Here is a 20,221-nt window from a genome sequence, read left to right as displayed (position 1 = left end):
TTCAATGCAGCATTTAATGCGGTGCTTTGATCGGAATTTAAGTCAGGGAAACTTCTTCCCACTGTTCCACCGAACAGAATACAGTAATACTCGCTTGCTTGGAGACGGACACGATGCACGGGAGGGGGGGATGTATCTGGCGGCGAAAGTCGCCGCCAGCTGATTAACTCCGGCATGTTTGCGCGTTTCATATGCACATGCTCCCCTAATCGCACAGCGGTTTCATTAAATTATAGTATAAATGAGCCAAGCCATTCAAGCGGATGAATGATCTTTGGTGAGTCTGCCCTGGTCAATGTTTATACCGAAAAACGGCAAAGGTGATAACAGCTATTCCAAATGTAATTGCTGCGCTGGTCGCACCGACTACGTGCAGTCCGAAAGTAAAGGAATCATGGGTTGCGTTTAACATGTTGGTGCTTCCCATGACAGCAGAGCCCACACTTCCTAATACCGCAACTCCAAGTGCCATTCCAAGCTCCGTACTCATTTCAGATAAGGCAGAGGCTGTACCCGATTTTTCAGCCGGTGCCGACCCGACAACCAGATTTACACCGAGCGACTGAACCATACCTACTCCTAAGAACGAAATGACCAGACTTGTGATGAGCAACGGCAACCCGGCTTCCGTTTTAACCCCGTTTAAGAACAGAAATCCGACCACGGAGACCAGCAATCCGGATCCGACTACGAAACCCGGATTCATTTTCTGAGCGAGATTCGGGGCGAGCATCGAGCCGCAAATAACAGCGAATGCAGAAGGGAGAAGCCATAAGCCGGCTTGTAGGGGTGATAATTCCAACACCAACTGCAGAAACTGTGTGGCAAAGAGATAAACCCCGCCTATAGCCAAATTGCATAATAACAAAACGGCTAATGCAGTACTGAACGGCCGCTGTCGGAACAACTGCAAATCCATCAACGGATTCGGCAAACGCCTCTGTCGAAGTACGAATATCAGACCGAGCAGCAATCCGACCACAATCGAAACCAGAGGGAGCGCATTCAATCCGGATTGGGCTATGTTTTTGATTCCGAAGATGAGCGCCATAATAAAAGCCAATGATAGGATCACACTAGGTAGATCTAGCCGAACCGTCAGCGCCCCCCGATATTCAGGAAGTAAGAACGGAGCGGATACCAGCAGCAGTATGGTAACAGGAACTGCTAACAGAAATACCGATCCCCACCAGAAGAATTCAAGCATGATCCCGCCTGCCATCGGACCAATGATAGTCCCCACTGCAAAAGAACTCATCCATATACCTATCGCAATGCCTCTTTGCCTCTCTAGTTTGAACATATGTCCTATTAAAGAAAGGGTGGAAGGCATGAGGGCTGCACCGGCGACTCCCAAAAAAGCACGAGTTGCAATCAGCATTTCCGTGCTATTGGAATAGGCTGCAAGCAGTGAAGCGATACAAAACGAAATTGCCCCAAATACGAGCATTTTTCGATGTCCAACGCGGTCGCACAAATTTCCCATCATCATTAAAAAACCGGCTACCATAAACCCATAAATATCGACAATCCATAACGACTGGATACTGCTCGGATTCAAATCCTGGGTGATATGCGGAAGCGCCATATACAGAACGGTCATGTCCATGGCGAGAATCAAAACGGGCAGCGTGAGCACTGCAAGCCCCATCCACTCTCGTATCCCCGCTCGGTCCGTGTTCCTATTCAAGTTGTTCATCGTCTTCATCCCTTTACGAAATTGTGATAAACTCACCTTAAAACATGACACCGTGTTAGGGTCAATCCCCGAAAGCAGAATCTTGACCCTGACGTAATGTCATGCTTTACCATCTAATGAAGATACCAATTCTTTTGGAGAAAGAGCAGGATAAGAAAGGAATTGAAGACGATGAGAATCGGAGAGTTATCGGAGAAAACGGAAGTGAGCATTCGATCGTTACGCTATTACGAAGAAAAAGAACTCATAAAACCGCAACGTTTGGAAAATGGATATCGCGAATATCAACAATCGGACATCGAACGGGTGAAGACTATTCAGCTGTTACTGGATATCGGCTTCAGCACAGACGAAATTAGTCCGATATTAAACTGTTCATCGGATTCACCTTCGCCGACCGAGATATTTGAGATGGCACCCGCTCAATGCGCACCGAAAGCAATATCGATGTATAGTGAAAAATTAAGAAACACGCAGGAACAAATCAAAAAATTGAAAGAAACCGAAGCAAAATTAAGCCATCTGCTTTCTTATTGGCTAGAGGTTGAAAACAACCGACAGCTCCAAAGCTAAATCCCCCTCACGTTCCCATTGTTCACTATGCATACAGGACTTATCGAAACGACAAAACCGTATACCGCTGCAAATTTTTTACATCGGTACTATTTGACGAGAAAAATTTCAAATAAACAAGGACCAGGAGGATGTATGAAAGCAAAATGTATTAAATTCTGTAAGTTTGGAATTCCTCAAGATGTCCTGAAAGTCGAGAACAAAACCATTGAAGATCCAAGGGACGGAGAAGTCTTGGTGCGCATGATCACCCGTCCGATTAATCCATCAGACTTGATCCCTATTAGCGGGGCATATGCTCACCGAACCTCGTTGCCAATGATCCCCGGTTATGAAGGGGTGGGTTTAATCGTGGAGGTAGGTCCGTTCGTCAGTAGACAACTTGTTGGCCAGCGTGTTCTGGCGCTGCGAGGGGAAGGTACTTGGCAGGAATATGTGAAGACACCGGCAGCGTTTGCTGTTCCAATACCCGATTCGATGGAGATTCACTTAGCGGCTCAGTCATATATCAATCCATTAACTGCGTGGCTTGCCTGCCAAGAAATATTAGCGTTAAAACCGGATGATGTGGTGATAGTCAACGCCTGCGGATCCTCCATTGGCCGCATATTCGCACAGCTGTCCAAGATCATCGGTTTTCAGCTGATTGCCGTTACGAGGAGCGGCATTTATACCGAGGAATTGCTGCGGCTCGGCGCTTCTTTTGTGATCAATACAGCCGTCATGTCCTTGCATGAAACTGTGATGGAGTTGACGAAAGGGGTTGGCGCAACTGCTGCAATTGATTCCGTCGGCGGGTCATCGGGCACAGAGCTGGCTTTTTGCGTGCGGCCCAACGGAATTTGTTTAAGCATTGGACTTTTATCAGGCGCGCAAGTCAACTGGGCAGACATTACAAGTAAAGCCAAAGTCAACGTTAAGATGTTTCATTTGCGACATTGGAACCAACAAGTATCCGTACAGACGTGGCAAGAAACATTATCGCATCTCATTTCGTTGATCGCTGATAAAAAACTGACACTTATGAAACCCGCATCTCACTTTAATCTAATGGACATCAAAGAAGCGGTGCGTGTTGCTTCAAGCTTCGAATACTATCAAGGTAAGATCTTCTTAACCAGTGGCAACGTTAAATAAATGAGCGATGGAACCGATAACGTCAATCGCTCATTTATCGCAAGCTATCTGGGTAAGCGTGTCATCATAGTTGCAGGGCTGTTTCTCACGCGAAGTAAATGAATATATCGCTGTAGCTAACGCAATGAGGACAACCATTCCGCTTAGCCAACCCAGATGCAGCACGGATACGTTGTCAATCACTACACCTCCCAGAGCGGCACCTGCTGTCATCCCGATATTCATCAATGCCGTATTAAAGCTTAAGACGGTTTCCGAGGCTTGCGGCCTTAATGAGATCAAATAAAACTGGCTGGCAGGCGTGGTCGTCCATGCCGCTGCTCCCCAGATCATCAAGATCACGAAGACACCGAGCGATGTCCCCTGCATCACCGAAAGTGCAATCAAGGCTGCCGCATGTAACAGCAGACTTATAAATATCGTGCGAACGGGCCCCCACTTATCCACGGCATACCCGCCGAACCGCGCCCCGATAAAGGCAAACACACCTAGAACGAACAACGCCGTACTGATCCCTTCGATAGAAAAGCCAGCCAAACGGGCCAGAAATGGACCAATATAGGCAAATATCATCGTGTAACCGAGAATCCAGAACACAGTGATCAACAAACCCGTAATCAAAGGTTTGCTTCGCAGCAAATGCAATTGCTGTCTCCATGGCGTAGGTTCAGTTCCATCCAGCTTCGGAATGAATCGATAAAGCAAAAGGAAGGTGACCAGCGTTATGACCGCAATCGTTAAATAAATGTATCGCCAGTCCATATAGGCAGCCATCAGCGTTCCGAACGGCACCCCGAGCACCAAAGATACCGAAAAGCCCGTCATCACGATGGCGATTGCGTTACCACGTTTATCCGGTTGTGCAAGCCTGGCTGCATAATGTGTGGCAATGACGATATACAGCCCGCCGCTCATCGCTAAGACAATACGTGAAAACATCAGGAGGCCGAAATAACTGCTAAAGAATGCGATCAGGTTGCCCGCTATAAATGTAAGCATGGCGAATAGTAACACTCGTTTACGTTCAAACTTGGCTGTCAGCATGACTAGAAAAAGAGCCCCGAAAGCATAAGAAAGCGAAAAAAACGTAACTAATTGACCGGCAGCGGCGATCGATACATCCAGATCCTCCGCGATCAATTCTAAAATGCCGGAAACGACAAATTCGGCCGTACCCGTTACAAACGCGCCTAATGCAAGTAAAAAAATTGCGAATCGATTCATTATCTCTCTTCCCTTCTCATGATCCTGCCCTTATTTTAAACAGTGTGTTAAGATTAGTAAAATTAATGTTGTTCATATAGGAGATGAGCAAAAGATCATGACTATTGCCCGTTTCGAAGTGTTTTCCAAAGTGGTTGAATTGGGGAGTTTCACAAAAGCCGCGGATCAATTGAATATGACGCAATCAGCTGTCAGCCATGCGATCGCTAACTTGGAGTCCGAATGGTCTACAACGTTGCTGATTCGGGATAGGAAGAATGGACTATTGCTTACGGAGGTAGGACAAAGAACGATTGTTCACATAAGGGAAATACTAAACCGAATGGAAATTATCCAGCAGGAGATCGCACGAGCCGCGAAATTAGAGGTTGGAACGATCCGCATCGGTACGTTTGCCAGTGCTTCGGCCTGCTTGCTGCCCAAAATCCTGGCTAATTTTCAGAAGCAGCATCCTAAAATCGAGTTTCGCTTTTTTGAGGGAACGTATGAAGAGATAATAGAATGGTTATCTACTGGTGTGATCGATATCGGGTTCGTCGTACAGCCAGACGCGAAATCAGCCGTCGAATGGATTCCGCTGGCGAAAGACGAGATGGTTGTTGCTTTTTCCAAGGGACATAAATTTAACCAGGATGATGTCGTCCCGGTTCGGTCTTTGCAGGATGAACCGTTTATTATGCCGACGGGAATGTACCAGTCCCATGTTCAAGAGATATTTCAGCAAGCGAAGGTGGCGCCTTGTATCCGTTTCGAAGTGAAGGACTGCAATACCATCGCCAATATGGTACAAGAAGGGCTTGGTATTACCATTGGTCCTGCTCTGTTTTTGAAGACACAACCCAACCTTCAAATCAGGCGTTTGGATGTGGAGCATTGGCGAACTGTCGCCCTTGCTTGCCCCTCGATTGCCGCTTCCTCTCCTGCCGTAAAAGCTTTTCTTGCTGTAGCCAGCCATGTTTTGAATAAGTCTTAAAAACAAAGGAAAGCATGAAGGTCGATGCGATTTCTTTATTACTGTATTCGGTATAGAGGTTGGCAATGGGTAATCGTCCGTGTTGTCATTAGAAAAATACCCGACTATAACCCGCAAGATGGATACTTCAAATCTGACTCCCTTGAGGGTCACCTTTGTTTTTATCATTATATTGAACAGCTTGGGCTACTGGATTAGAATCTTCAGATTGAAAGTTGAATTTCCTGCAGCGAGCTTGAACCGACTGATTTCACTAACTCTGCAAAAGCTTTATATGCATAGCTCAAATACTTGTCTTTTGTTCTGATCAAACCAGTCTCGATATATTTATAAGGATCAGGAACAGGAGTAACATGCAGATGCTAATATGCCCCAGTCAGCACCGATTCGTGGCTGTTAAACCTTCCCTTACACTACTCTAGGCTTGTTTACACATACATCGGGGTCGATCCACTTTGACGGAAGACATGCCAAAAAACGAGTTCAATGAATCGTATTGAAGATTGAAGCAGACGGTAGTCCGAGAATTTTTTATAAATGCTCGAACCTTTTTCAACAGCATTCCACAGTCAAGTAATCCTGAAATCTTTCATATTCGCATCACTTCGGAACAGATAAACCGTTGACTTTATACCTGACTTGAGGGTGTATACTCTAACTCATCAATAAGAAAGAAGGTGGGACAGTGTTTAAAATTAGCGAATTTTCCAACCTGAGTCGTATACCGTTACAAACGCTGCGCTATTACGATCAGATTGGCATTTTAAAGCCGGCCGCAACGGACGAGGTGACAGGGTATCGGTATTACAACGCGGAACAATTATTAAGAGTCAATCGAATCGTCATTCTTAAGGATTTAGGATTTAGTTTGCAGCAAATCGCACAGCTTTTGCAAGAAGACGTTTCGGCTGAACAGATTCGTGGTATGCTGAGGCTCAAAGAAAGCGAAATCGAGCAGCGGCTTAGTACGGAACAATCTAGGCTTGCACGGATCAAAGAGCGTATGCAGCTTTTGGAACATAAAGGGAAGATGGATAAAGAATTGGAGGTCGTTGTGAAGCGGGTTGAGTCTATGCAAATGGTCACTTACGCATCTGTAGGAACTGTTGACGAAATTCCAAACCTTTTCGGGATTTTCGATCGTCTGCTGGATAGCCGGACCCGTTCCGCTCTATCCGGTCCGCAGACAGTGTTGTGGAACGCATCCGGTGGCGCGGCACATGAGTTTGAGCTCGAGGTGGGATATGCCGTGAGATCGGAAACATTAAAGCTGCCTGAGCATCTACAATTTCGTTTCCTGTCACCGGTGACGTTGACCACGTTGTTATTCCGTTCTGATGCCGTATACTTGGAGACGGCATGTGTATATCTTGCTGAATGGATTGAGCGGCGGGGCTGCACTATTCGCGGCGATCTGCCTGGCAGAGAAACCTATGTACCTTTGGCAGGGGAATCTGGGGTTAAACTGATCGAAATCCAAATTCCGATAGTAGATCAAGAGGGTCTCTCATGAGCAATAAGTGGATCGTTAATTTGCTTGCGCTGGCGGTGTTTCTTATCGGTACTGTTGAATACATCATCAGCGGCATTCTTCCCTTAGTAGCGAGTGATCTCGGAATTACAACTTCTGCTGCTGGGATGCTCGTCACGGCATTCGCCCTCTCAGCTGCGGTCGGTTCCCCCATCTTGATCGCAGCAACGATCCGAGTGGACCGTAAGAAAATGCTTATTGTCATGCTCGGAATTTTTATTTTTAGCAGTATCCTGGTATATTTTAGTCCTTCGATTGAGCTGATGCTGTTGACACGGGTGATCCAAGGGCTTAGTGGAGGTGCAGCCACTGTTATCGCCATGGCTGTCGCTACGCGTCTGGTCGATGAGCGGAATCGAGGGCGAGCGATTGGCACGATCTTGATGGGACTTAGCAGTTCACTCGTTCTCGGCGTACCTGTTGGCACGTTTTTAAGCGAAGCGCTAGGATGGAGAAGCCTATTCATCATCGTTGGCCTGCTAGCTGCGATCCCTATGATTGCTGTCTACACCAGAGTTCCTACCATTGCAGAGCAACGAGCCGTGACGCTCGGCATGCAGCTGTCTGTTTTGAAGGATAAAAAGATTGTTTTGGCGGTTTTTATAACGCTTTTTTATATCGGTGGTTACTCCGCACTATTTACGTATATAACACCATTCCTGCAATCAAATTTCGATCTCTCGGCGACGGGGCTGTCCACCATTCTGTTATTGGCAGGAATTTGCAGTTTTATCGGTTCAAGATTCGGAGGGGGTGTAGCGGATAGGAGGGGGCCCAAGTTCACCATCTATGCCGGACTTTCCTTTCAGGCTGGAACGCTGCTACTGCTGGCCTGGACCAATAGCTTGATCTATGTTGTCATCCCCTTGATCATGGTATGGATGGCGGCAACATGGATGACTTCCCCGGCCCAGCAATTATATTTGGTTACCCAGGTGAAACAATCGCCGGATATTGCACTCAGCATCAATACGTCGTTTATTCAATTTGGCTTCGCGCTCGGCTCCGGAATTGGAGGATGGGTAATTAATAGCTCCTCTGTAGATGATCTAGGCTGGTCCAGCCTACTCATGGCATTGGCCGCCCTGTTGTTGGCGGTATGGTTATTTAGCTATGATCAAAGAACACGTCGTGACACAGCGTTTGGTAAAATCAGACTCTAATTGCCAAAAGTAATTGAAATAAATTTCACAATCACGTTCCTCTCACTTATAACACCTAATTGTACGAAAAACCGTACCTAGTACGAAAAAAGAGCGTACTTTTCAAAATTGCAAAGACCAACGATAATCGTAATCAAGATTTACATCATATTTTTTGGAGGGGTAAGGGATGATGAACTCATTAGCTGGTAAAGTGGCACTCGTTACGGGAGGCAGCCGTGGAATTGGAGCAGCGATTGCCAGAAAGCTGGTCAGGGCAGGGGCGGATGTGGCCATAACCTACGTAAATTCTCGGACAAAGGCAGACGAGGTATTAGCGGACATGGAGTCAGTCGGTCGACGCGGCCTTGCCATCCAAGCAGACAGCGCAATATCTGCTGATGTGGAGCAGGCCGTGAAACGTGTTGCTGAAACATTCGGAAAGCTCGATATCTTGGTAAATAATGCGGGCATATTTCCTTTTGGACCCATTGAACATGTATCTGCAGACGAATTCGATCGAACGATGGCGATTCATGCCAAAGCGGTGTTTGTCGCCATTCAGACTGCTGTTCCGTATATGAGTGTTGGGGGGCGTATCATCAGTATTGGAAGCTGTCTGGCGGATCGAGTCCCAGGTCCCGGATTTAGTCTTTACTCCATGAGCAAATCCGCTCTTACCGGATTAACGAAAGGCCTTGCAAGAGACCTCGGTCCGCTTGGCATTACGGTGAATGTCATACATCCGGGACCGATTGACACGGATATGAATCCGGCGGACGGCGAAGGTTCGGAAGGAGAGAAAAGTCTCACTGCTCTAGGGCATTACGGCACCACAGACGATATTGCTTCCATGGCACTGCATTTAGCCGGACAAACCGGGAGGTTTATTACAGGCTCGGCATTTGCCGTTGATGGTGGATACGCAGTATGACGGCTTGGATACTACTGATTATCGCCGGCTTATTGGAAATCGTATGGGCGATTGCATTAAAACAATCATCTGGCCTCACGAGACTATGGCCCAGTATCATTGGCATTTCGACTGCAGGTATCAGTCTTTATTTGCTGACTCTAGCACTAAGATCGTTACCTGTCGGCACAGCGTATGCGATATGGGTCGGGACAGGTACGCTCGGAGTGGCGATAGTGGGAATCATAGCTCTTGGTGAGAAGCCTTCCTTGCAGAAGTTTATCTTTTTAGCTTTAATTTTTGCAGGAATGGTCGGATTAAAAATGATCGAGGGAAATCCGGAACAGAATGCTCGGCAAATTGCGAATGAACAGGTACAGGAAAAAACTTTCCACTAGACTTCTTTTTATAATTATAATGAAGTAGAAGTGGAGGTGGACCTATCTGTATGAATAATTTGCCGGTAGACATTACGGGAATCGTTACAACCTTAAAGGTCATTGGTGGTAAGTGGAAGCCCCTTATCTTGTTTATATTGTTTCATGAAGGAACGATGCGATTCGGAGAACTGAAGAGAACGATTCAAGATGTCAGTCAGGGAATGCTGACCAATCAATTGCGCGAGCTTGAACGGGATGGCCTAATTAAAAGGGTCATTTATCAAGAGATCCCTCCTAAGGTTGAGTATTCATTAACAGACTACGGACGAACTTTGGGCACTGTGTTATCGTTCATGTGTGATTGGGGCTTCAAACATAATGAACGTTGCTTAAATCGATAGTGGTTACGTTTGATCTTTGAAAGAGCAAGAGCGGAAGTTAAAGAGGATTTCTCTTCAGTATTATGACAGTAGATGTCATATTAATTTGTTACGATTAAGTAGAACAGAAGACAGTTGGAGAGACTCTATAGTAAGGAGCTGATTTCTTTGAAACCATTGCAGGGAAAAGTGGCCGTTGTGGCTGGAGCAACCCGGGGAGCCGGGCGTGGCATTGCTGTTTCACTAGGAGAAGCAGGGGCAACGGTCTATTGTACAGGACGCAGTACTAGAGGACAACTATCCAACATGAACCGTAAGGAAACGATCGATGAAACGGCGGAACTGGTAACCGAAGCGGGAGGCAACGGGATAGCAGTGCGGGTTGACCACACCGTGGAGAAAGAGGTCAAAGCGCTATTCGAACGGATCCGGAGTGAGCAGGATGGACAACTTGATATTCTGGTCAATGATATATGGGGCGGAGACCCTTTAACCGAGTGGAACACGTCATTTTGGGAGCATTCACTGGATAATGGTTTGCTTATGCAGCGGCGAGCGGTACATTCCCACATGATTACAAGCTATTATGGAGTGCCGTTAATGGTTGCAAGAAAACAAGGTTTGCTTATCGAGATAACCGATGGGACCGATTACCGGTATCGGGGCAATCTGTACTACAGCCTGGCCAAAAGCTCGGTCATCCATCTTGCCCAGTCGATGTCGGCTGAGCTGCGTCCCCATAACGTGACGGCATTGGCTCTAACTCCAGGATTCCTGCGCTCGGAGGCTATGCTGGATCATTTCGGCGTAACCGAAAACAATTGGAGGGAAGCCGGGAAGCAAGATCCACATTTTCTCATGTCCGAAACTCCGACATATATAGGCAGAGCGGTTGTGGCTTTGGCTTCAGATCCGCAGGTGGCGCAAAAATCCGGACAGGCACTCAGTACCTGGTCGTTGTCCGAAGAGTACGGTTTCACCGATCGGGATGGCAGCCAGCCTCACTGGGGGAATTATGCGGCAGAGCAAGGATTTGCTTAAAAGGTTGGTCAAGATAGGATTGAAATCATTGGGATCATGTTGCAGTTGTCCCATGAGGTTCCTATTCATAATAGACTCTGTGACGCTTTAATTTCATTTGTTCCGGCTACGGACATGCGCTCATTTCTTACTGTGGACTTGTTACATGATCCAACACAGCGATAACGAAATGATTTATGGAAGTTTGGAGGAAGAAAGTTAACAAAGGGGTTGGGAATGTTGATGAATGTCCAAGTCGTTATTGACCAAATCTGCCAAGAACTCGAAGGGATAAACGGTATAGTCGGAGTCGTTTTGGGCGGTTCGAGAGCAAGGGGAACCCACCATTCTCATTCAGATATCGATATTGGGATCTATTATGAGGATGCTGCCAGTCTGGATATCGCAGCAATTAACAAAGCTGCAACAAAATTGGACGATGACCACAGAGAGAATTTGGTTACAGCCCTGGGTGATTGGGGTTCTTGGATCAATGGTGGTGGGTGGATTGTTGTTCAAGGATTCCATGTAGATTTAATTTATCGCGATATAAGAAGAGTTTCACAAGTCATTGATGATTGTTTAGTAGGTAAAATTTCGTCTCATTATCATACGGGGCATCCACACGCTTACCTTAATGTTATGTATATGGGGGAAATATCCATTTGTAGACCATTGTTTGATCCAACAAATCAAATTGCTAAACTTAAAGCAAAAACGGTGCCTTATCCGAAATCATTACAAAATGCCTTGACCCGTTTTTTCATGTTTGAAGCATCCTTTTCTTATATGTTTGCGAAGGATAATGCAGATAAAGATGACATTTCCTATGTTGCGGGTCACGTCTTTCGCACGATTTCATGTCTTAATCAGGTATTGTTTGCAGTGAATAAACAATATTGTATTAACGAAAAAAAGGCGGTTCGCATGATTGATGGCTTTGGTGTGAAACCTTCAAAATATAAGGAAAGAGTAGACCGAGTTTTTTCATTCCTTTCGACAAAGAAAGACAGTACAAGTCAAGCCCTTGATATCTTACATGAGCTCATTTCAGAAACGGAAAGTTTAATCAGCAGGGTGTCTCCTGGGTTAAATAAATAGAGGACTGCAGAGGTTTTACACATCTCGATATGTCTGATACCTTCATTCGTGATGTCACTTTAATTATTTACTGCGAAAAAGGGCTGCTCTCCGGCGGCCCCTCGGCAGTGACGACAACACGAAATTATACATCAGTCAGAACGTTAAATGACCCTGAAACACGCCATCATCGGGGATTGGGCCTTCCGATCAATTTCTATACCGCATGCCCTTTACCTCCTTTGCGTTTCACGGCAGACGATTATTCGTTGGAAAGAGGACGATACAACCTATCAATAATGCTTGCTCATAATACTGCACTTGTATTTAACACAACGAACGATCGAACAGGTTATTAATTTTGAAGAGGATGATGTAAGATGTGAAAGTGGAGCCTGGTTTCCATTCAAACTAGATGTATTTTTATTCTGCAATGATTATAATGGTAAGCGGTATTTTAATCGTGATTGATGTATTTTTATTTATAAGTTAATCAAGACTGGTTTTAATGCTTCTGTACATGGACAAATAAATCAAGGCCTAGATAGCGATCATAACAGAATCCTAGCACATATGCCAAATTAGGAAGGTTCCTTACTTCCTTTGTTCAACAGTACACGTTCGCTTTTCGGCGATTCTCTTGATTTATACAAGACTCAACTGTCACCTCCACATGTTTGAGGAGATAGGGAGTAAAGTCTTTAATTGAAGGAATGGCATTTGCTCTCTAGAAGGGCGGTTATTTTTGATTTTTTTCGGCAACAGATACATCCCATCTTTTCTGTAACCGAGATTAACTTTCGGCGTATGCGAATGATGATATCTCGAAATACTTCACGATCTTTTCCCTCAAATTGATTCATCATTTTTTCAAGCTTTCTGACAAAGCTCAGCACCTCTCTTGTTTGGACCATTTCTTTTCATAATGTAATCACCACGCCATCATTATTGCTCACGCTGCCGGAGATTACTAATCTCTGTACCAAGAGCTTTCTATCCTCTCCTATTTATTTTTTCGCAGTAAGGCCGATCTTGACCTCAAAATGAAACGGATGATAGAGGGGTATGTCCCCTGCTGTTTTTCCGTACCTTGAAAATTAAAGATCATCCATTCCAGTACGTTCCCCGCATGTCTAGGAAAGTCAAATTGCAGGTACGCCAAGACCACTCTGCTTGTTCTTTCGATCTGTGTTTGAAGTAGCAGGGTAAGAGCAGTGTTTGTCCGTGCAATAATAATTGGTGGTTCCATTTAAGGCGATGACCCATGCGGGGGGGATAATGATACTTCCGTCCTGTCACAGCTCTGCTTTTAGGCAGATCACGCAATGAGGGCGGCTTGCAGCGATCCTGGGAGAGTATACCTATGAGGCCGTTAACCACCGACCGTTGGAATTGGATTTATGCGATACAACCAAAACAAGGAAGAACAGAGATGCGTATAAGGTGATCGGTCTTTGTCGCATCTCTATTTTAGTTGTAATGAACCAAACGGGGGCTTATGATGAGTCGAATTAGCTCGGTCACTGATTACGGAAAAAGAGTTTACTCTTATCAAAAGCAAAACCATGAAGGAATAGGATGTCGTTTCAGACCTGACTTCTTGATTCGCACAATTGTTGGTCTGCTTAACTCTTATTACACTGATCGTGATAATAAGACGAAGGGGAGCCGTATTCCGCCCAAAAGGGTCCGATTTTTTATTGTAAATGAAATAGATAATAGACGGGTGTTTTGTCTTCGTTCATTTTTTAGGAAGCTGACCCATACAAGATTGGAGGGGATACGGATGAATGGAAATGTTGTCAGCCTTTTTCGCAAAAGTGATTCTGGAAATACGAGGCGCAGCAATGAGCTATATGACGTAGCGTCATTCTCAAGTTCTGGCTACCGGTTAACTTGGGAAGAGGCGGTCAAGCTTTTCCTTCAGGCTCGTAGAGCGGAAACATCAAGTGACGATACCATCAAATTCGAGCAAAGCAGTCTGAGAAGCTATCAGCGAATTTTGCAGGAGCAGGAAGTTGAAGCAGAAATTTATGATGTGACGCCGGATTTTTTACGGAATCATTTTATCATGGTTATGGTAGAGGAAAAAGGCTATAAACTTAACACCATCAATAACCGAATTAAAGCGATTAAGCGATTTTATCAGTTTTTGTTCGATGAAGGTTGGATTCCTTATAATCCGGCGGAATACTTAAAATTGCGAAAAGGCCACCGACCTACTATACCATCATTTACTGAGGAGCAGGTGGTGGCATTGCTTAAGCAACCAGATCAAAGCACGTTTACGGGATTTCGAGATTTCGTTATGTTATCCCTCATTTTGGATTGTGGCTTGCGTGTCGGGGAACTGACCAAGCTGAAAATCAATCAGGTAGACATCAAGGAGAGCCAGCTCCTCGGGGTCATCGGTAAAAGCAAAAAGCCGAGAGATATTCCTTTTTGCGATGACGTTCGTAAGTTGCTAATCCGATATATCAAAGCAAGAGGGGATTTGTCCTCACAGTATTTCTTTGTTACATTGGACGGGCGTTCGCTGGGCGTACGTGCGTTTCAGTCTTCACTACGTAAATATGGTGAAGACGCTGGCATTACGGGCGTACGCGTGAGTCCGCATACGCTTAGGCATACGTTTGCCAAAATGTATATTTTAAATGACGGCGATCCTTATAGCTTACAGGACATACTTGGCCACACGTCGCAAGATATGGTAAAACGCTATGTCAATCTGTGGCGGCCAGAAAAATGCGGTCCAAGCATACGAAATCTTCTCCTATGCGGCATTTGTACAAGGGAAGATTGTTGTAATCAAGAAGGAGAAGACACGATTTGTATAAGTGTCTTCTCCTTGCCATTTTTAGATGATGCGTTTCATGTTTTCCACCGGGCTATATTTTTTATGCTGCTGTTTGATATCGCTGCTGAATAATTCGACATAGTAATCGACCATATCGAGTGTGGCATGTCCTAAAATGCGCCGCAGGGTGAACGGGTCACCCCCGTTCAGAATGTAAAACTTCGCCATCGTGTGCCGGAACGTGTGAGGGGAAACCCTGACTCCCGAAATGTTTGCGGCGTGACCGTAAGCTTTCATTTTATCTTGCAATGCGCGAGTACTGATCGACTCATCATTGATGTTGACGAACAAGGCGTCCGTCTCCAGATCGCCCCTGATGTCCAAATAACGGCGAATGATTTTGGCGCATGTTTGTTGAAAGGGTACTCTCCGCGCTCTGCCGCCCTTTCCTCTCGTAATCCGAATTTCCTTTTCTCTGAAGAAAATATCACTTATTTTTAAATGGCAAAGCTCACTGATGCGCATACCCGTTTCCAGAAGTACCGTCATCATCGTAAAATCGCGGTAGCCGGTAAACGTTTTTCGATCCGGTTGTTCCAGCAAAGCGGCGACTTGCTCTTTGGTAAAGGTTTGCAGCATAAGTTTTTCCGCTTTGACCACATGAAGCTCTTCGGCGATGTTTTGGTTGAGCCAGCCTTCCTCGTGCAAATACTTCAAAAACTGCTTCACCGCTTTAATTCGTCCGTTCACCGTATTGTCCGATTTCCCCTGATCGAAGAGGTAAGCAATAAAATAATTCTTAATGTCGCGGACCGATATCGTATACATATCTAATGGGACTTGTTGCTCCTGAAAAGCTTCTTTCATTTGACGGACACTGTCCTGGTAAAAACGAAGTGTCAATGGCGAAAGGTTTTTGGCCTTGCAGTCGAGAATAAATGATTGAAGTAAATCGTCGAAGCTTAATTGCTGCTTTACGGCACTTGGATGTTCAACACTTATGAGAATATTTTGCCGACGCCTGGTGCTCATTAAACTTGCACCTCGCTTTCCTCCATATAAAAGGAGAGTTCATCGGTCAAATGTTCGATCGGGCTAAACTTCTCGTGCTGGATGTTCAAGTCACGCGCAAACAGTTCCACATACATTTCAGTGGTTTCGATTCGTTCGTGCCCCAAGATGCTTTTTAGCGTGAACATGTCGCCGCCATTCAAGATGTATTTTTTGGCGAACGTATGTCGGAACGTATGACAAGAACATTGAATGCCTTTAATCTTGGCCGTATCGCAATAGCGGGAAATCATGATTCGGATGCCGCCAGCTCGAAAAGGTTCATTCTCCAAGGTGACCCAAATATAATTGTGACTCAATGCCCCTCGCTCAAGTAAATAGCGTTGCAGGGCATCGGCGGCAACACGTTGAATCGGGACCAGTCGAGCTTTCCTGCCTTTGGCTTGCTGGACTCGGAGTACGCCTTCTTCCGGTAAAAAATCCGTGATTTGAAGACCAGCCAATTCTTTCAGTCGGATTCCGGTGTCAAGCAGCGTCAGCATCATGACATAATTGCGAAAGCCGGTAAAGGTAGCCCGATCCGGTTGGGAAAGCAATCGATGCAAATGCTTATCCGTAAAGGTATGAGCCATAGAAGGTTCAAGCTTAAACGGCTTTAACCCCATTCCAATATTGGCCTTTGCCAGTCCTTCTTCGTAGAGAAACTTGAAAAACTCCTTGTAAATGCATAGATTGCAATTGACTGTCCGAAGCGAAAGACCTTCTTCCAGCATGCTCGGTATGATGTAATGGGTAAGGATTGTGGGTGCCAGATCAGACCATTGCAATTTTTGAGTAACCAGATGCTGGTGGAACTTTTCCAAACCGTTGCGGTAACGACGAATACTCTCCTTGGTTAAGTTTCGAGATTTGCAATCCTGAAGAAAGAACTGCACAGCATCGTTCCAATTGACGTTCATAATGAAGTGATCTTGGTTTTGCACTTCGCATATCCTCCTTATGAAGTTATGCGAACCAAAACGGATATACGAAGTAGGAGGGAGGGTTTCGTATAACTACGGGATATACGGTTTCGTATAACTTTCACGAAAAACCGGGATATTTGCAGTTGATTGGGATTGTTTTACAAACGCCATAATCCCTTGATACATAAGGGTTTATCGGCATTTCGGAGGGTGTGCGTCACCTCCTTCCGGTTCGTATAACACCGTATTCACGCATCTGGGCTATGCCCCTCGGTTGTCAGGTCTATAATCATGGAAGAAGCTCAGGACAACAAACGATCCAGCCTAAGATAAGATCTATTAAAGGCTGGATCGTTTCGTGAATACAATAACGTTATCGGAAATCAGCACAAGATAATTCTCGAAGAAACAGGGAGGGATAGAATGAGTGGAGTTAGGTGGTTGTACATCACAAGTGAAAATGTTGAAAAAATGATAAAAAAAGAATCGTAAAACGCGTCGTCGCATACACTCCTCGGTCATTCCAGAGAAACTAGGATTCAAACATGAAGGTACCCTTAGGGATTATGAATATATCAATGGTAAATATCTGGATAGAATGATTTATGGCATGAAATCTGATGAGTGGAAAGATTACAATTAGGGAGAACCACATTGAAGAAAATACTGAGTACAACAGGCACATTAACAGTATGTGTCATCCTACTTATCGCAATCATTAGTACTATAGCGTGTTGGAATGCACTCGGAACTTTGCTTAAAGCGGGAAATTATGATGATGAGGATCATATGGTGGAAACCATAATGGCCAAATCAGCGACTCCAGGAGTGGCTATAGTAGTATCAGAGCAGGGCGAGACCCAATATAAAGTTTACGGATATGCAAATGTTAATAATCATAAGATGGTTACTGAAGATTCATTGTTTGAATTGGGATCGACTACTAAGGCGTTTACGGCTTTGGCCATCATTTTGTTAGCAGATGAGGGGTACTTATCTTACTCAGATAATGTTTCAGATTATATTCCTTGGTTTGAGCCAACCTTTAAGGGTGAGAAAGTTAATATTACGATTCATCAGTTGTTAGCACATACAAGTGGAATTCCGTCATGGAGTATTCGGTTAATTCCAGAAGGCACAACAGAGGATATGCTTGAAAAGACCATACTTAATATTTCAAACATAGCATTAGATACATACCCTGGGACTGAGCATACTTATGCAACCGTGAATTATGATGTTTTAGCGATGATTATTGAACAAGTTACAGGTGATAGTTATCAGGATTATGTAACTGAAAATATACTCGTTCCATTAAAAATGACGGACAGTTATTTTTCAACAGGTCAGGAGAAGGAATCTGATAAGCTTACCAAAGGTTATCGTGTGTTTTTTGGAAGAAGCATAGAATATGATGCCCCTAGATATTATGGTAATATCGCTGCAGGATATTTGGTAACGAATTCAAAAGATTTAGAACGCTGGATTAATGCTCAAATGGGGATAGGCGACATACCAGATCATTTATGGAAAGCGATACAACGATCTCATCAAGTCGACATCAAAACGGCGGGATACGAAGATGAAAATCAATACGATTCCTTCGGATGGAGTATTGATACGAACAATAGGGTTGTTAGTCATAGTGGAAGTAATCCTAATTATTCCTCGCACGTTATGATTAATTTAGAGAAGCAGCAGGCCATATTTGTTCTGGCTAACTTGAATTCATCTGCACCATCGCTAATTGCTAATAACCTATATGAGAATATGAATGGAAATCACATGCATAAATATAATTATGCTGACGTGTATCTATTAATTGATTTGGTATTTTCATTCTTGGTAATTATAGCCGTCGCGATCTTATGTGTCCAAGTAATTAAACTTTTTAGAGGAATACAACTAAACATTGAAGAAGAAAAGACAAGATTCAAAAAAATGACAGGAAGTAGGATCGCACTAATCTTAAGCATTATGCTTTTGGTGTTGGTCATGATCTGGCCTTATCTATTAAACTATAACTATGTAATGATAGGGGTATGGATGTCATATTCAGTATATATGTGGATGGGTCTTACTGCTATCAATTGTATTTTATCGATAATCATTAATATTAAAAAAATTGGAATAATGAGAAGCAGTGAATAAGAATATTTCGATAACACAGCATTCCTACAGTGGGCAATCGCCCTTGATCGCTAAGAAGGATTTCCAAGAAGTTTATTCAATCGATACATTCAACATGCTAAGTGACGGAAAACTCGAGAAATGGTAGCTCATTTATTACCAGGAGAATTTAGGAACAAAGTAGATGCAAGAAGGATTAATATTCTTAGAGAGCAAAATGCAGTTAAGAAAGAGGCTGCTTGGTTGCTTGAATATTGGGGAAATAAGACAATAGCTGGATTAATACCAATGCCTGTGACAAGGCATATATTTCTGCATTTGAATAAATCGATTAGAATCAAACAAAGATTCAATATAACAAGAGTTATCAGAATTTCGATGGGCGCTGACATCATATAACAAAGTATTCACGCATCGGGCCATTCGCCCTCGGTTCCGACACCGCCCTTAACAGGGCGGTTATATTTTTGGCTGGTAAACATCGAAAATTAACATAAGCTTTCAGTAAAGTGCCGGCTTGACTTTAGCAAGCCGGCATTCCACGTCTTTTACCGATTGATCTATTTATTTTTCCTATTATCAGAAAACCCGTGCACCATATAAGTCATAAAGCCATACGCCACATACAAAAAAAGTGGAGCAAACAAGAGTTCATATAATTGTTTTTCGAATAAAAATCCTCCCCCCGCTAGTATCAACAGGATAAGAAGAACAACCCAAATCGTTCTGCGGGAGGGATGAAAATTTCTAAAGCCTGGGTAACGAATTGAACTGACCATTAGCAGTGATAACAGAAGTGAGGCGGCCAATAATACAATGACGGGAATATCATCTTTGAAAAAAGACAGTAAAGCCAGCAACCCGCCCGCAGTAGGAATCGGCAATCCAACAAAGTATTGTTTAATTCCGTTCTCAACATTGAATCTTGCCAGGCGCAAAGCACCGCAAACAGGAAACAGGATCGTGATCCCCAAGCCTAACGCTGGACTTAGCTCATGAAATGCTGCCTCATATAGAATAAAGGCTGGTGCTGCACCGAACGTAATCATGTCCGACAAGGAATCCAAAACCTTTCCAAACTCACTCTGTACATGCAATTTACGTGCCGCCCATCCATCTGCGCCATCAAGTAATATCGCAACAAAAACTAGAAGCGTAGCCATGCCCGTATTATTGTTAAATGCTAGCACGATAGAAATGACGCCTAAGCTCAGATTACCAAGAGTAAGTAGGCTCGGTATGATTTTAGTGATGAGTCATTCACCT

General features: G+C 44.3%; 17 protein-coding genes. 12 read left to right on the top strand and 5 right to left on the bottom strand.

What is annotated here, in order from left to right:
* Positions 1 to 292 precede the first annotated feature (292 nt).
* On the bottom strand, positions 293 to 1,699 hold the full coding sequence (locus tag MKX64_RS06305) for an MFS transporter (RefSeq protein ID WP_176475585.1): 1,407 nt from the start codon (positions 1,697 to 1,699) through the stop codon (positions 293 to 295).
* A gap of 171 nt (positions 1,700 to 1,870) precedes the next feature.
* Between MKX64_RS06305 and MKX64_RS06300 the strand changes: the two genes are divergently transcribed.
* On the top strand, positions 1,871 to 2,272 hold the full coding sequence (locus MKX64_RS06300; RefSeq protein ID WP_095267461.1) for a MerR family transcriptional regulator: 402 nt from the start codon (positions 1,871 to 1,873) through the stop codon (positions 2,270 to 2,272).
* Between the two features lie 135 nt (positions 2,273 to 2,407).
* Positions 2,408 to 3,409, top strand: a complete 1,002-nt coding sequence (locus tag MKX64_RS06295) for a zinc-dependent alcohol dehydrogenase family protein (RefSeq protein ID WP_095267460.1) — start codon at positions 2,408 to 2,410, stop codon at positions 3,407 to 3,409.
* A gap of 30 nt (positions 3,410 to 3,439) precedes the next feature.
* On the opposite strand, the gene MKX64_RS06290 is transcribed toward MKX64_RS06295, so the two are convergent.
* Positions 3,440 to 4,633, bottom strand: a complete 1,194-nt coding sequence (locus MKX64_RS06290) for an MFS transporter (RefSeq protein ID WP_095398606.1) — start codon at positions 4,631 to 4,633, stop codon at positions 3,440 to 3,442.
* A 97-nt stretch (positions 4,634 to 4,730) separates the two neighbouring features.
* Here MKX64_RS06290 and MKX64_RS06285 point away from each other — a divergent pair, with 97 nt between their 5' ends.
* The 9 genes from MKX64_RS06285 to MKX64_RS06245 all read left to right on the top strand — a co-directional run bounded on the left by MKX64_RS06285 (position 4,731) and on the right by MKX64_RS06245 (position 14,981).
* Positions 4,731 to 5,606, top strand: a complete 876-nt coding sequence (locus MKX64_RS06285; RefSeq protein WP_095267458.1) for a LysR family transcriptional regulator — start codon at positions 4,731 to 4,733, stop codon at positions 5,604 to 5,606.
* 685 nt (positions 5,607 to 6,291) lie between these two features.
* Positions 6,292 to 7,119 (top strand): MerR family transcriptional regulator, encoded by an 828-nt coding sequence (locus MKX64_RS06280; protein ID WP_095267457.1) that lies wholly within the window; start codon positions 6,292 to 6,294, stop codon positions 7,117 to 7,119.
* Entirely contained in the window at positions 7,116 to 8,300 is a 1,185-nt protein-coding gene (locus MKX64_RS06275; RefSeq protein WP_095267456.1) for an MFS transporter, read from the top strand. The genes MKX64_RS06280 and MKX64_RS06275 overlap by 4 nt, the downstream gene beginning before the upstream one ends.
* 169 nt (positions 8,301 to 8,469) lie before the next feature.
* A complete protein-coding gene (locus MKX64_RS06270; RefSeq protein ID WP_217989081.1) occupies positions 8,470 to 9,213 on the top strand; it encodes an SDR family NAD(P)-dependent oxidoreductase in 744 nt (247 codons plus the stop codon).
* A complete protein-coding gene (locus MKX64_RS06265; protein WP_095267455.1) occupies positions 9,210 to 9,590 on the top strand; it encodes a DMT family transporter in 381 nt (126 codons plus the stop codon). Before MKX64_RS06270 ends, MKX64_RS06265 begins: the two co-directional genes overlap by 4 nt.
* 50 nt (positions 9,591 to 9,640) lie before the next feature.
* Entirely contained in the window at positions 9,641 to 9,973 is a 333-nt protein-coding gene (locus MKX64_RS06260) for a winged helix-turn-helix transcriptional regulator (RefSeq protein ID WP_095267454.1), read from the top strand.
* Positions 9,974 to 10,120: 147 nt separating this feature from the next.
* Entirely contained in the window at positions 10,121 to 10,993 is an 873-nt protein-coding gene (locus tag MKX64_RS06255; protein ID WP_095267453.1) for an SDR family oxidoreductase, read from the top strand.
* 222 nt (positions 10,994 to 11,215) lie between these two features.
* Positions 11,216 to 12,073 (top strand): nucleotidyltransferase domain-containing protein, encoded by an 858-nt coding sequence (locus MKX64_RS06250; protein WP_095398655.1) that lies wholly within the window; start codon positions 11,216 to 11,218, stop codon positions 12,071 to 12,073.
* Positions 12,074 to 13,838: 1,765 nt separating this feature from the next.
* Positions 13,839 to 14,981: a tyrosine-type recombinase/integrase gene (locus tag MKX64_RS06245; RefSeq protein WP_341035526.1), complete on the top strand. Its 1,143-nt coding sequence runs from the start codon at positions 13,839 to 13,841 to the stop codon at positions 14,979 to 14,981.
* On the opposite strand, the gene MKX64_RS06240 is transcribed toward MKX64_RS06245, so the two are convergent.
* Both MKX64_RS06240 and MKX64_RS06235 read right to left on the bottom strand, forming a co-directional pair.
* Positions 14,910 to 15,881, bottom strand: coding sequence for a tyrosine-type recombinase/integrase (locus tag MKX64_RS06240; RefSeq protein ID WP_341035525.1), 972 nt, complete (start codon positions 15,879 to 15,881; stop codon positions 14,910 to 14,912). The genes MKX64_RS06245 and MKX64_RS06240 overlap by 72 nt on opposite strands.
* Positions 15,881 to 16,843: a tyrosine-type recombinase/integrase gene (locus MKX64_RS06235; RefSeq protein ID WP_244908292.1), complete on the bottom strand. Its 963-nt coding sequence runs from the start codon at positions 16,841 to 16,843 to the stop codon at positions 15,881 to 15,883. The genes MKX64_RS06240 and MKX64_RS06235 overlap by 1 nt, the downstream gene beginning before the upstream one ends.
* 636 nt (positions 16,844 to 17,479) lie before the next feature.
* Here MKX64_RS06235 and MKX64_RS06230 point away from each other — a divergent pair.
* Complete coding sequence (locus MKX64_RS06230) at positions 17,480 to 18,976, top strand: serine hydrolase domain-containing protein (protein WP_341035524.1); 1,497 nt, start codon at positions 17,480 to 17,482, stop codon at positions 18,974 to 18,976.
* 539 nt (positions 18,977 to 19,515) lie between these two features.
* Here MKX64_RS06230 and pssA read toward each other — a convergent pair.
* On the bottom strand, positions 19,516 to 20,196 hold the full coding sequence (gene pssA, locus MKX64_RS06225) for a CDP-diacylglycerol--serine O-phosphatidyltransferase (protein WP_095398609.1): 681 nt from the start codon (positions 20,194 to 20,196) through the stop codon (positions 19,516 to 19,518).
* Positions 20,197 to 20,221: the final 25 nt, after the last annotated feature.

It is taken from the genome of Paenibacillus sp. FSL M8-0334, assembly GCF_038000405.1.
GTDB lineage: Bacteria > Bacillota > Bacilli > Paenibacillales > Paenibacillaceae > Paenibacillus_AQ > Paenibacillus_AQ campinasensis.
Note: the sequence above shows the minus strand (reverse complement) of the source record. Positions and strands in the feature narration are given on the sequence as shown.

What these genes read in the sequence shown, in the direction of transcription:
- MKX64_RS06305 (WP_176475585.1), bottom strand. Translation starts at nt 1,699, where the DNA reads ATGAACAACTTGAATAGGAACACGGACCGAGCGGGGATACGAGAGTGG.
- MKX64_RS06300 (WP_095267461.1), top strand. Translation starts at nt 1,871, where the DNA reads ATGAGAATCGGAGAGTTATCGGAGAAAACGGAAGTGAGCATTCGATCG.
- MKX64_RS06295 (WP_095267460.1), top strand. Translation starts at nt 2,408, where the DNA reads ATGAAAGCAAAATGTATTAAATTCTGTAAGTTTGGAATTCCTCAAGAT.
- MKX64_RS06290 (WP_095398606.1), bottom strand. Translation starts at nt 4,633, where the DNA reads ATGAATCGATTCGCAATTTTTTTACTTGCATTAGGCGCGTTTGTAACG.
- MKX64_RS06285 (WP_095267458.1), top strand. Translation starts at nt 4,731, where the DNA reads ATGACTATTGCCCGTTTCGAAGTGTTTTCCAAAGTGGTTGAATTGGGG.
- MKX64_RS06275 (WP_095267456.1), top strand. Translation starts at nt 7,116, where the DNA reads ATGAGCAATAAGTGGATCGTTAATTTGCTTGCGCTGGCGGTGTTTCTT.
- MKX64_RS06270 (WP_217989081.1), top strand. Translation starts at nt 8,470, where the DNA reads ATGATGAACTCATTAGCTGGTAAAGTGGCACTCGTTACGGGAGGCAGC.
- MKX64_RS06265 (WP_095267455.1), top strand. Translation starts at nt 9,210, where the DNA reads ATGACGGCTTGGATACTACTGATTATCGCCGGCTTATTGGAAATCGTA.
- MKX64_RS06260 (WP_095267454.1), top strand. Translation starts at nt 9,641, where the DNA reads ATGAATAATTTGCCGGTAGACATTACGGGAATCGTTACAACCTTAAAG.
- MKX64_RS06250 (WP_095398655.1), top strand. Translation starts at nt 11,216, where the DNA reads ATGAATGTCCAAGTCGTTATTGACCAAATCTGCCAAGAACTCGAAGGG.
- MKX64_RS06245 (WP_341035526.1), top strand. Translation starts at nt 13,839, where the DNA reads ATGAATGGAAATGTTGTCAGCCTTTTTCGCAAAAGTGATTCTGGAAAT.
- MKX64_RS06240 (WP_341035525.1), bottom strand. Translation starts at nt 15,881, where the DNA reads ATGAGCACCAGGCGTCGGCAAAATATTCTCATAAGTGTTGAACATCCA.